16 protein-coding genes are annotated in these 12,203 nt (G+C 47.8%); 14 read left to right on the top strand and 2 right to left on the bottom strand.

The window, feature by feature from the left end; genetic code table 11:
• The first annotated feature begins 55 nt into the window (after nt 1-55).
• Entirely contained in the window at nt 56-763 is a 708-nt protein-coding gene (gene lipB / locus IFU39_RS17205) for a lipoyl(octanoyl) transferase LipB (protein ID WP_091018106.1), read from the top strand.
• A 26-nt stretch (nt 764-789) separates the two neighbouring features.
• Here the strand turns inward: lipB and prli42 are convergent, their stop codons facing one another.
• A complete protein-coding gene (gene prli42 / locus IFU39_RS17200) occupies nt 790-891 on the bottom strand; it encodes a stressosome-associated protein Prli42 (RefSeq protein ID WP_017687624.1) in 102 nt (33 codons plus the stop codon).
• A gap of 267 nt (nt 892-1,158) precedes the next feature.
• Between prli42 and IFU39_RS17195 the strand changes: the two genes are divergently transcribed.
• On the top strand, nt 1,159-2,292 hold the full coding sequence (locus IFU39_RS17195) for a M20/M25/M40 family metallo-hydrolase (protein ID WP_105599521.1): 1,134 nt from the start codon (nt 1,159-1,161) through the stop codon (nt 2,290-2,292).
• Between the two features lie 149 nt (nt 2,293-2,441).
• Here the strand turns inward: IFU39_RS17195 and IFU39_RS17190 are convergent, their stop codons facing one another.
• Nucleotides 2,442-2,576 carry a Z-ring formation inhibitor MciZ gene (locus tag IFU39_RS17190; protein WP_091018103.1) on the bottom strand — a complete coding sequence of 45 codons (135 nt, stop codon included), beginning with the start codon at nt 2,574-2,576 and terminating at the stop codon, nt 2,442-2,444.
• A 347-nt stretch (nt 2,577-2,923) separates the two neighbouring features.
• Between IFU39_RS17190 and IFU39_RS17185 the strand changes: the two genes are divergently transcribed.
• From IFU39_RS17185 to IFU39_RS17130, 12 genes are all read left to right on the top strand, one after another.
• Complete coding sequence (locus IFU39_RS17185; protein ID WP_105599519.1) at nt 2,924-3,517, top strand: NUDIX domain-containing protein; 594 nt, start codon at nt 2,924-2,926, stop codon at nt 3,515-3,517.
• 2 nt (nt 3,518-3,519) lie between these two features.
• Nucleotides 3,520-4,740: an endonuclease Q family protein gene (locus IFU39_RS17180; protein ID WP_192133995.1), complete on the top strand. Its 1,221-nt coding sequence runs from the start codon at nt 3,520-3,522 to the stop codon at nt 4,738-4,740.
• A 162-nt stretch (nt 4,741-4,902) separates the two neighbouring features.
• The gene (gene spoIIM / locus IFU39_RS17175; RefSeq protein ID WP_105599516.1) at nt 4,903-5,532 is read left to right on the top strand and encodes a stage II sporulation protein M; all 630 of its coding nucleotides are present in this window, start codon (nt 4,903-4,905) and stop codon (nt 5,530-5,532) included.
• 107 nt (nt 5,533-5,639) lie between these two features.
• Nucleotides 5,640-6,107: a ferric iron uptake transcriptional regulator gene (fur, locus tag IFU39_RS17170; RefSeq protein WP_036607866.1), complete on the top strand. Its 468-nt coding sequence runs from the start codon at nt 5,640-5,642 to the stop codon at nt 6,105-6,107.
• Between the two features lie 158 nt (nt 6,108-6,265).
• A complete protein-coding gene (locus tag IFU39_RS17165; protein WP_076215836.1) occupies nt 6,266-6,508 on the top strand; it encodes a DUF4227 family protein in 243 nt (80 codons plus the stop codon).
• A gap of 75 nt (nt 6,509-6,583) precedes the next feature.
• Entirely contained in the window at nt 6,584-7,474 is an 891-nt protein-coding gene (locus IFU39_RS17160; RefSeq protein ID WP_091018094.1) for a tyrosine recombinase, read from the top strand.
• A gap of 129 nt (nt 7,475-7,603) precedes the next feature.
• The gene (locus IFU39_RS17155; RefSeq protein ID WP_036607861.1) at nt 7,604-8,428 is read left to right on the top strand and encodes a purine-nucleoside phosphorylase; all 825 of its coding nucleotides are present in this window, start codon (nt 7,604-7,606) and stop codon (nt 8,426-8,428) included.
• A 247-nt stretch (nt 8,429-8,675) separates the two neighbouring features.
• On the top strand, nt 8,676-9,851 hold the full coding sequence (locus IFU39_RS17150; RefSeq protein WP_341073561.1) for a D-alanyl-D-alanine carboxypeptidase family protein: 1,176 nt from the start codon (nt 8,676-8,678) through the stop codon (nt 9,849-9,851).
• Between the two features lie 143 nt (nt 9,852-9,994).
• Nucleotides 9,995-10,348: an anti-sigma F factor antagonist gene (spoIIAA, locus tag IFU39_RS17145; RefSeq protein ID WP_017687636.1), complete on the top strand. Its 354-nt coding sequence runs from the start codon at nt 9,995-9,997 to the stop codon at nt 10,346-10,348.
• A complete protein-coding gene (gene spoIIAB, locus IFU39_RS17140) occupies nt 10,345-10,800 on the top strand; it encodes an anti-sigma F factor (RefSeq protein WP_036672324.1) in 456 nt (151 codons plus the stop codon). Before spoIIAA ends, spoIIAB begins: the two co-directional genes overlap by 4 nt.
• Before the next feature lie 14 nt (nt 10,801-10,814).
• Nucleotides 10,815-11,570, top strand: a complete 756-nt coding sequence (gene sigF / locus IFU39_RS17135; RefSeq protein WP_036607856.1) for an RNA polymerase sporulation sigma factor SigF — start codon at nt 10,815-10,817, stop codon at nt 11,568-11,570.
• A 94-nt stretch (nt 11,571-11,664) separates the two neighbouring features.
• Nucleotides 11,665-11,805, top strand: a complete 141-nt coding sequence (locus tag IFU39_RS17130; RefSeq protein WP_192133993.1) for a hypothetical protein — start codon at nt 11,665-11,667, stop codon at nt 11,803-11,805.
• The last annotated feature ends 398 nt before the right edge of the window (nt 11,806-12,203 follow it).

Genomic DNA, 12,203 nt, shown 5'->3' with positions numbered 1-12,203 from the left:
TACGGACAGGTGCTCAATTGTACACTGAACCTGAAGCAGAAGGGTGTGGGGAATCATGAGCAAGCCGCTGGATGTTGCATACATACCAATGCTTGATTATGAAGAGGCTTGGAACCGCCAGAAAGCGATTGTGCAGCGATTGGACGAGGGCGAGGGAGCGGAGCAGATGCTGCTTTTACAACACCCGCCTACGTATACGATCGGCTCACAAAATCATCCGGAGCATCTGCTTCTCAGTCCGGAAGAGTTGCGTGAGCAAGGGATTTCTTTGTTTCAAATTGACCGCGGCGGTGATATTACTTATCATGGCCCGGGTCAGTTGGTAGGTTACCCGTTATTGATTCTTGGTCGGGATGAAGACCTGGATCTGCACGGCTATTTACGGAAACTTGAGCAGGTACTTATGGATTATCTCGCAGACCAGGGCATCGAAGCAGGACGCAAAGAGGGTTACACGGGTGTGTGGATTGGCGATATGAAGATTGCTGCAATCGGCATCAAGTTTAATCGTTGCAAACACCGCCGCGGTTTTGTGACCAGTCACGGGTTTGCTTTTAACATCAGCTCAGGCATTCAACATGCAGGGTTTCAGGGGATTGTTCCTTGTGGGATTGAGCAGTATGGCGTTACCTCACTCGAGGATATAACGGGCAAGTCTTATTCGGTGGAGCAGGTAGCGCAGGAGATTGTTCCGTACTTTAATCGTATTTTTCCATATCAAATTAATTGGGTCACGGAAAAAGAAGCCCTTCAACGTCTGTAAACAGACCGTCGAAAGGCTTTAGGTTGCTATCCAAACAGCAACGGTTCGAGAGCTATGAAAAGGGTAGACCCGATCATGGCGATCAGCATGAGATAGATAATGATTTTGAACCATTTCTTTTTTTGCATGATGAGAGAACTCCTTTCAACATAAAGTGTGTGTTCAAAAAGACTGGTTTTCAGTACCAAGAAGATGGAATGAAGCTAGAAATGGAGTAGCGGAGCGTAGGAAAACTACGTGAGCAACGGACATTTCGGCTGAATTCCATATTCGATGCTGATGATGCCTCCAGGCATCCTTCGTAATCAAAAGCGGACTTTTTGAACAACCTCATAAAAAGTAAACAAGCCATAGTAATTGTATTGTACCGTATCCACGAGAGGGAGGAAAGTCCTATGATTAAACAACAACGTGTTATCGATCAGTTCATGGAACTGGTGCAGATTGATAGCGAAACGAAAAATGAACAGAACATCTCGAAGGTGTTAAAAGAACAGTTTACAGATCTCGGTCTTCACGTCTATGAGGATGATACCATGGAGCAAACCGGACATGGCGCCGGAAACCTCGTCATCACCTGGGAAGCCGAAGGAACTGAAGGGGTTGCACCAATTTTTTTCACATGTCATATGGACACCGTGACGCCGGGACAGGGAATCAAGCCTGAACTGGGTGAAGATGGCTGGATTCGCAGTGATGGAACAACGATCCTGGGAGCAGATGACAAAGCAGGGATTGCGGCATTGTTCGAAGCGATTCGTGTGATCCAGGAAAACAAGATTCCACATGGTAAAATTCAATTTGTCATTACGGTCGGCGAAGAGTCTGGCCTGGTGGGTGCACGTGCCATGAATCCGAAGGATATCGATGCCGAGTTCGGTTATGCGCTGGATTCTAATGGAGCTGTAGGTACGATCTGTGTTGCTGCACCAGCCAGAGCTGAAATTCAAATGAGCATCTATGGGAAGTCTGCCCATGCGGGCGTGAACCCGGAAGACGGGATCAGCGCCATTCAAGTTGCAGCCAAAGCGATTGCAGCGATGACACTGGGCAGAATTGATGATGAGACGACAGCGAACATCGGTAAATTCCAAGGTGGATCAGCACTCAACGTGGTGTGTGACTTTGTACAGCTTGAAGCGGAAGCTCGCAGTATTGTGCAGGAGAAAGTTGAATTGCAGGTTGCACAGATGCGTGACGCGCTCGAAACAACATGTCGCAAATACGGTGCAACAGCTGAATTCAGAAGTGAGATTCTTTACCCTGCGTTTGGTTTCCATGATGAACACGAAGTTGTACAACTTGCACAGCGTGCCATCCGCAGTATTGGACTGGAGACAAGTACGTTTGCTTCCGGTGGTGGCAGTGATGCCAATATCTTTAACGGATTCAACATTCCGACAGTGAATCTGGCGGTAGGGTATGAGGATATTCATACAACCAAAGAACGTATTCGTGCCGAAGATATTGTGAAGTTGTCTCAGGTGGTCGTGGCTATTATTCAGGAAACGGCAGCAGACAAGAAATAATATTGAGCACATGTTCCTAACTTGTTGTTACAGAAAAGTCCGAACCCGGTCTATACGGATTCGGACTTTTTGCGAATTCATGTTATATTTCAAGGAAGAAGACTCGTTAATTTAAGGTCAAAAGGAAGCAAAATCATGTTTCGATTCGTTTATTTACGTCCAGCAAGCAGATCGACTAACTTGGCATCCGGGCCCCACTCGCGCAACCATTGTTTGAGTATGAGCTGTACTTGCCGGGCTTGTCCTACCACGTGTACGGATTTAGGCGTCAAATAACTGTTCATCAAAATTCCCCCTGATTTGTTTATATTTACTGTGAGAGTTCTATACGCTCACCATATGCCCCAAATCAGAGATTTATACATTAAGCGAATATATAAATTGAGCTAATCCTTTACACAAGAACGGAGAGGACAGAAATAACCAAGAGAAGCGGAGCGTTCGCCAAAAAGCTTTCTGAAGGAAAGCTGCATCGTAAGCATAAGCTATCACCAAATTTTATCTATTAGAGAAAGAAATCAAAAAATCTGGGGATAACAGCGATCGAAGGGTTGTTCTGTCATCGGAGTGGTTAGTGTAAATATTTTTAGTCCATTTATATATAATCCAACGATATGGAGTTGAAGAACAAATGAAGCCAAACCAATCTGCTCAATCCATCCACGCGGCACAACCTGCCAATCCAAAACTAGATGAAGTGACCGTATCCACCAAGCCAATCTTCGAGGGCAAAGTGATTTCACTTCAAGTCGATACCGTTAAACTGCCAAACGGCCAGACGGCTACACGTGAGATAATCCGACACCCTGGAGCGGTAGCTGTCCTTGCTCTGAATGGGGATCGCATGCTTGTTGTGGATCAGTATCGTCAGGCAATGGGACGTACCGAAGTAGAGATTCCTGCGGGGAAACTGGACCCGGGTGAAGAACCAGAGGTTGCAGCAGCACGTGAATTGCGAGAAGAGACGGGATATGTGGCCAAGACGCTACGTCATTTGCGGTCGTTCTATACTTCACCGGGGTTCGCAGATGAAATCATTCATCTCTACATCGCAGAAGAGCTTGAAGCAGGGGACATGGCGCTGGACGAAGATGAATTTCTTGAAGTATCCGAGATCACACTGGAGGAAGCCTACGCACTCATGGACGATAACCGGATTAGCGATGCCAAAACGATGATGGCTGTGTACGCGTGGGACCTCTACAGAACGACAGGACGGTTCTAGAGATGAATGACCAACTGGAAACGTCTACGATGTGGGAGCCCTGTTATACAGACCTGCATATTCACATTGGACGAACCTCTCGCGGTGAGGCCGTAAAAATCAGCGGCAGTCGCGATCTTACATTTGAGAATATCGCTCGGGAAGCATCGGATCGCAAAGGAATTCATTTGCTTGGTGTTATTGATTGTCATTCTCCGGTTGTACAGATGGATATTGAACAATTGCTGGAGAGTGGTACCATGTCCGAGATTGAGGGAGGCGGCATTGCCTACCAGGACACCACCATTCTGCTGGGTACAGAGATTGAGCTGCGCGAGCCTGGAATGCGTGAGTTCCATATGCTGGCGTACTTCCGTGATCTGAAAACGATGAAGTCCTTCACGGACTGGATGAAACGTTATATGAAAAATGTGAATCTCAGTTCTCAGCGGGTATACGTGCCCGCTCTAGAGATGCAAGCCGAGATTAAGGCACGTGGTGGGCTTATTGTGCCTGCACATGTATTTACACCGCACAAAGGCATCTATGGCAGTACATCGCCCCGTATGGGCGATGTGCTGGATACTAGTCTCGTGGATGCGGTAGAGCTGGGGTTAAGCTCGGACTCATCCATGGCCAGTTATATTCGGGAGTTGGATCATGTACCGTTTCTGACCAATTCGGATGCTCATTCACTCGGTAAGATTGGACGGGAGTATAACGAACTGCAAGTTGCTGCCCCTTCATTTGATGAATTCCGTATGGCACTTCAAGGAGAAGCTGGCAGGAAAATTGCGGCCAATTATGGACTGAATCCAAGGCTGGGCAAATACCACCGTACCTACTGTGCAGCATGTGGCAGCATTATGGACGAGCAAGCGATGTCAGCAGAGCGCTGTCCTCACTGTGGCAGTCTGAAGCTGGTGCAGGGGGTGCTGGATCGCATCCTGGCGATCTCTGATCGGGAGAGTCCTCATGTTCCTGCAAACAGACCAGCCTATCATTATCAGGTACCACTGGAGTTCATCCCCGGACTTGGCAAAGCCAAACTGCGCCAGCTACTGGACCATTTTGGTACGGAAATGAACGTACTTCATCGCACCAGTGAGGAAGAACTTGCTGCGGTTGTTGGACCTGTGCTTGCAGGCCTGATTGTGGCTGCACGGAACGGACAACTGGAGCTGTCCTCCGGAGGTGGCGGCACGTACGGAAAGGTTGCTGTTCAGGTGAAATCTACGGAGTGACCTCGTGGAAATATTCTGTAGTTCAACTCATATAGCTTTCGCTTTACAGAGGTCCAATCTGGACAAGAAGTCATACAGGTGCATTCCGGTTCATAAGAATGACTATGAGGATGTAACTGAGAATCCTTGCAGCATGATACCGGAAAGGGGACTCGTACCTGTATGCGCACTTCCTACTTTACATTTAAAGGTCAGACTTCGTTATATGTATTCGTGGCTGTCTTGTTTCTGGTTGGCGTCATTTTTGGCGCGCTCATGGTCAACGCATTGTCTCTTGAGCAACGTCAGGATCTGGAGGGTTATCTCGGCAATTTCTTCATGACCGTGCAGCACAGTGCACAGCTGACAGAGACCGGGGCATATTGGGACATTGCCATGCTTCATCTGAAATGGGTAGGTCTGATCTTTATTCTGGGTTTATCCGTCGTTGGACTACCCGGTATACTGGTTCTGGATTTTTTGAAAGGTGTGCTCATTGGATTCACAGTAGGGTACCTTGTTGGACAGTATTCCTGGAAAGGGCTGCTGTTTGCACTGGTGTCCGTGGCACCGCATAATTTGTTCGTCATTCCGATCCTTCTGGTCTGCAGTGTGGCGGCGATGACGTTCTCGTTATACATCATCCGCAATCGTGTTTTGATGCAGCGAACACCTGGTCGACAAAGGCCTTTTGCTTCATATATAGTGTTAACTTTGGTTATGGCTGCATTGCTGCTCGGAGTAGCGTCTTTTGAAACATGGGTTACACCTGCGATGATGCGTTGGGTCACGCCAATGCTACTACCGGCCTAACGTGTACCGTATAGTGTAAAATGTTGACTTTAATTACGCACTCCCCCTATAATGAAAAGAGTGGGTTAAGTTGCAGTGTGCAGTGATTTCCTAGGGGGAGGGAGAAAATGGAAGCACGGATTGATAAAATTAAGCAGCAACTACAGTCCCAAGGATATAAATTAACGCCCCAGCGGGAAGCCACCTTAAGAGTACTTCTTGAGAATGAAGAAGATCATCTGAGCGCAGAAGACGTATTCATGCTCGTTAAAGAAAAGGCTCCCGAAATCGGTCTGGCAACCGTGTACCGTACCCTCGAACTGCTGAGTGAGCTGCATGTTGTAGAGAAAATCAACTTCGGCGACGGTGTAGCGCGTTATGATCTGCGCGGAGATACATCCAAGCATCACCATCATCACTTAATCTGTGTTCAATGCGGAAGTATGGATGAAATACGTGAAGACTGGCTTGGACCGCTTGAAGAGCGTTTGGAGCGGGAATTCAACTTTTCGGTAGTAGATCACCGACTGGACTTTCATGGAATTTGTTATCGTTGCAAAGCTAAAAATGAACAGAAACCCAAAGATGAAGAATAACATAGCATATCTTCAAGCTCTCACCGGCGGTTTTGACGGGAGAGCTTTTTTGGCACCGGACATGATCTGGAGTTTCCCCCGAATGGCATAAACCTCTGTTTATGGACATACCCTGATTCAAGGACAATACCGGATTCGAATCAGGAGGGGACGCGCCCATGATTATATCAGTGCGGAGAGGGCTCCGTTTTATTCGATTTATCATAGTTTTTGCCGCATTAGTTTATCTGTTCTATCATGTTCTGGATCTGTTTAATGGCTGGATCTCACCTGTGGATCAGTATCAGATGCCAACTGGCAATGCAATCAAAGTATTTCAGGAAACGGATTGGCCGGGTAATGGAGAAGGACGTCCTACGATGGCAGAGCGTCTCCGTTTGTTCTATTGGTACGGGGAGTAGCTTCAAACAGCCAGGGATGCAAATACGGGAGCAGTCTGCCAGAGCGGCAGATCTGTCAGTTGAGGAGCGTTGTACATGAAACAGACGATACATGCCTATGCCTTATACTTGGAAGATGATAAAGGGATGTCGAGCAGCACGCTTGAATCGTATCTCCGAGACGTGGACAAGTTCATTGAATTTGCAGATAAGGAATATGGCATACGCGAAGCCAATCAGGTCAGACGCACACATGTCGTCCTGTTTGCGGGTCAGCTCAAACAGGCAGGACGTGCCAATGCAACCATTGCCCGCAGCATCGTATCTCTGCGCTCCTACTTTCATTTTTTGATGCGGCGGGGTGATATTATACAGGACCCTACGTTTGATGTGGAAGCTCCCAAGGCGGACAAGACGCCACCACAGGTGTTAAGTATCCAGGAGATCGAACAACTGCTGACAGCGCCTGATATTCGTTCACCGCAGGGTGTAAGAGATCGAGCCATGCTTGAACTATTATATGCTACAGGCATTAGGGTCTCGGAACTGATTGCCCTTGACATTCGGGATGTACAGCCTGGCATGCGCTTTATACGATGCGGTGGGGCGGGCAAGGAACGTATCCTTCCCATCGGTGCACCAGCAGCACATTGGGCAAGTGTATATGTGGAGGAATTCCGCAATAAGTTGCTCAAAACCGATTCGGACGAGCAGGCACTATTCGTGAATGTATCTGGCAGACGTTTAACCCGACAGGGCTTCTGGAAGCTGCTCAAAAAAGCGGCGGTGGATGCGGGAATCTCGGAAGAAATTACGCCGCATACGCTGCGTCATTCCTTTGCGGCACACCTGATTGCCAATGGGGCGGATACACGTGCGGTTCAAGACATGCTGGGTCACGTGGAGCAGCCTGGACAACAATATGGCAATCATGGTCGCAAAACCATGAAAGAAATCTATGAAACCCATCATCCGAGGGCAAGATAGATTTTGACGCATGGCACTCACAAATAAATGCGGAACATTGGGCCGATTTAGGATAAAATAAAATGAATACATCCAAACGCCGTTATACATAAGACGGATCGTTTCAACTCAAGGAGGAACATACATCGCATGACAGCATTAAACCAACAAATGATTTCGGAAGCAGCATCTTATATTCAAAGCAAAAGCTCCATCAAGCCGGAAGTCGGTTTGATTTTGGGTTCGGGTCTTGGCGTACTGGCAGAACTGATTGAAGATGGCGTAAGTATCGCTTATCAGGATATTCCGCATTTTCCAGTGTCCACAGTAGAAGGACATGAAGGTGAACTATTGGTCGGAACCATTAAAGGTCGTCCAGTCGTGATGATGAAAGGCCGTTTCCATATGTACGAGGGATATGGTCCGGAATTGACGGCTTTCCCGGTACGGGTTATGAAAGAATTGGGTGTAAGTAGCCTGCTTGTAACCAATGCTGCAGGCGGTGTGAATACGTCGTATGAAGCTGGCGACTTGATGCTGATCTCTGATCACTTAAATCTCACAGGCAAAAATCCACTGATCGGACCAAATGACGCTGCACTGGGCGTGCGTTTCCCGGATCTGTCCGAAGCATATAGCCGCCGTTTGCGTGCGCTGGCGAAGGATACGGCCGCGTCACAAGGTTTTAACGTACGTGAAGGGGTTTACGCAGGTATGCTTGGTCCAAACTACGAGACACCGGCAGAGATCAGAATGCTGCGTACATTGGGCGCAGACGCAGTGGGCATGTCCACTGTATCTGAAGTGATCGTGGCACGCCACGCAGGCCTGGAAGTACTGGGTATTTCCTGTATCAGCAACATGGCTGCAGGAATTCTGGATCAGCCGCTTTCACATGATGAGGTGATGGAGACGACGGAACGTGTGCGTGAGTCGTTCCTGGCGCTGGTAGTGGCGGTTATTCCACAAATGTAAGCAAGATTTGAGTAGATAAGGTTACCTCTTTGGATGAGAAATCATCGGGGGTAACCTTTTTTTGTTGTGATGAACGTACGGTTACTCATTAGCTGAGTGCAGTGCGTTTTTTTGCTTTGACCACATTTTCAATAAAAGTTCGGGAAATCATTCTTTACATGGAATAATTTACTGGAAAAGGGCCGACAATGATTAGCAGTACATGCATGGAACATGCAGTAAGCAAGTCATTTGAGGAGGTAACCTTGTGAAGAAAAGAATAATGGCATCGTTCATGACCCTTTGTATCCTGCTGTCCCTTTTGGCATCAACGGCATTAGCTGAAGAAACATCGAAGGCAGCAGGAGGAACTGATCTGGCCCCGTCGGCGCGCTCTGCGATCTTAATGGATGCAGATACGGGGACCGTCATTTATGAGAAAAACAGTCATGATCAGCTGCCTCCGGCGAGCATTACAAAAATTATGACCATGCTGCTTACAATCGAAGCGATCGACTCAGGCAAGCTGAAGCTGACGGACAAAGTAAGAACGAGCGAATATGCAGCTTCCATGGGCGGTTCGCAGATCTTTCTGGAGCCAGGGGAAGAAATGACGGTTGACGATATGTTAAAAGGGATCGCAATGGCTTCGGGCAATGATGCCTCGGTAGCTATGGCTGAGAAGATCGCTGGCTCGGAAGAAGCCTTTGTACAGCTGATGAATGAGCGTGCGAAGGAACTTGGCATGAAAGATACTCATTTTGCCAACTGTAACGGTCTGCCGGTCGATAATCATTATTCGTCAGCCCACGACATTGCCGTCATGAGCCGTGAACTGCTGAAACATTCCGGAATTACGAAGTACACCGGTGCATATCAGGATTACCTTCGCAAAGATTCAGAAAAGCCATTCTGGCTGGTGAACACGAACAAGCTGGTTCGCTTTTATCAAGGGGCAGATGGTTTGAAAACAGGTTACACGTCCGAAGCGAAATTCTGCTTGTCCGCTACAGCGTCCAAGGACGGACTGCGTGTCGTTTCCGTGGTACTCGGTGAACCAAATACCAAAACACGGAACAGTGAGGTGTCTTCGATGTTTGACTATGCCTTTAGTCAATATACGATGAAGGCGCTCTACAAGGCAGGGGATCTGCTGGGTAGTCTGAAAATTGAAAAAGGTGAAGTTGCCGAGTTACCTCTGAATGCCACACAAAATTATAGTGTGCTGATGCGCAAAGGAGCCAAATCCAATGATATCCGGCATGAATTGCTGGTTGCCAAAGAATTGAAAGCTCCGATCAAGGCTGGGCAAAGCATAGGTAAACTGGTGGTGTATCAGGGCAATGACGTCATTAAGGAATTCGACATTCAGGCTCCACAGGACGTGAATAAAGCTGGCTGGTGGAAGCTGTTTAAGCGGACAACGTCTACCCTGTTTGATTAAAAGGCGAATTACGCGAGTTGTTCGCATCCTTCGAACATATTTTGTAGTTAAATAGGGGTTTTCTTCTAGTTTTGTCGGGGGGCAGGAAAAGCCTTTGGATACGTAGAAATCCTTGTTCAAGACAGGGAGGAGAGTGGGCAAACGTGAACTTGCATGTGGAAATGGAACACCATCGCGGGATTCTGATTGTACGATTATCCGGGGAGCTGGATCACCATACAGCTGACATGGTACGGATGCAGATGGATGAAGCCATCCAGCGGAGACAAAGCGAGCATCTCGTACTCAGCCTGAAAGATCTGCAATTTATGGACAGTTCGGGTCTGGGTGTCATTTTGGGAAGATACAAGCTCATTAAGAATAAAGGTGGCAAGATGGTGGTCTGTGACGTCAATTCGCCAGTGTACCGTTTGCTGGAAATGTCGGGTCTGTTCAAGATTATGCCGATATACGAAAATGAGGGAACTGCTCTCTCAGGTCTGGAGGTCGTCTCATGAATGAAGGAACAGGGACAAATTTCATGAATCTGCAATTCGCGGCCAAGTCAGAGAATGAGTCGTTTGCACGGGTAACCGTTGCTGCGTTTATCTCCCAGCTTGATCCAACGATGGACGAGCTCAGTGACCTGAAGACGGTCATTTCGGAAGCCGTGACCAACAGCATCATCCACGGATACAACAACAACTCCGAGGGTGTGGTGTCTATCCAGGCCGAGATTCGGGAAGACATGATCACAATTATTGTGGAAGACCGCGGTGAAGGAATTGAAGATCTTGAACTGGCCAAGCAGCCGTTATATACGTCCAAACCCGAACTTGAGCGGTCGGGCATGGGCTTCACCATTATGGAAAACTTTATGGATGAATTCGAAGTCAGCAGTGAGCCCGGCAGAGGCACCTCCATCAAGATGAAAAAAAGGATTGAATCCAAGAAAGCATTGTATAATTAGGGGTTGGTGTTCTTATGGATGCTGAAGTGAAACCATCTTCACAGACCTATTTGGACGATGCCGAGGTCAAACGGCTGATTGCGCTCAGTCAGTCGGGTGACCATGTCTCACGGGATACGCTGGTGAACTGCAACATCAGACTCGTCTGGTCCGTCGTACAGCGTTTTATGAACAGGGGATATGATCCGGAAGATCTGTTCCAGATTGGTTGTATCGGTCTGCTCAAGTCAGTGGACAAATTCGATCTCAGTTATGACGTGAAGTTCTCAACCTACGCGGTACCGATGATCATCGGAGAAATCCAGCGATTCCTGCGGGATGACGGTACCCTGAAGGTCAGTCGTTCACTGAAAGAGATGGCGAATAAAGTCCGCAAAAAAAGGGACGAACTGTCCAAACATCTGGATCGTTTACCAACGATTAAGGAAGTTGCCGCAGAGCTGGGGGTAACCCCCGAGGAAGTGGTATTTGCCCAGGAAGCGAACAAACCACCTACCTCCATCCATGAGACGGTATTTGAGAATGATGGTGATCCCATTACGTTAATGGATCAGATTGCCGACGAGTCTCAGGAACGTTGGTTTGACAAGCTGGCGCTGAACGAAGCCATCGGTGGTCTCAGTGAGCGGGAGCGGTTAATCGTTTATCTTCGGTATTACCGGGATCAGACCCAATCCGAGGTTGCCAGCAGGTTGGGTATATCTCAGGTGCAGGTATCACGTCTGGAGAAAAAAATACTGCAATCCATCCGCGACCAGATCGCGCAGTGATTTCGTGGATTGCAACAACAATATTGGTGCATATACACCAATATACGACAACTAACAACCTTCTATCGCGCATTATGGCGAGGGAGGTTATTTGTTGTTAGAAAAACTTTATCCCTTCCTGCCCACTCCCCAACATATCTATTACAATCGTTTGGAAACGGGAGGACGATGGGCAGCGGAGGGATGGAATCGGTCAAAAGGAGCGAAGCGTGAGGGCTCACCTAAGGATACATAAGCAACGCAGGCGGCAGATTAGACCTGAAGAAGCGAAGCGTTCGCCTTTGTCTCCAAATTTCTACATAGTAATAGTTTAAGTCGTATCCAGATGATAAATCCGGAGATTCCTGAAGTTTTGAGGAAATTGCCCCCAAAAAATTAACTTTTAAATCTCTCCCTCCCACTCCCAGCATATTTATCACAAACGTTTGGAAACGGGAGGACGATGGGCAGCGGAGGGATGGAATCGGTCAAAAGGAGCGAAGCGTGAGGGCTCATCTAAGGATGCCAAGCAACGCAGGCGGCAGATTAAACCTGAAGAAGCGAAGCGTTCGCCTTTGTCTCCAAATTTCTAACACTGAGAAATCAATCAAAAGAATTTGGAGACAACAGCGATCAGAAGGTTGGTCTGCCGTC

Source organism: Paenibacillus sp. CFBP 13594 (assembly GCF_014842675.1).
GTDB lineage: Bacteria > Bacillota > Bacilli > Paenibacillales > Paenibacillaceae > Paenibacillus > Paenibacillus amylolyticus_B.
The sequence above is the reverse complement of the archived record's forward strand: the minus strand, read 5'-3'. Positions and strand labels throughout refer to the sequence as shown.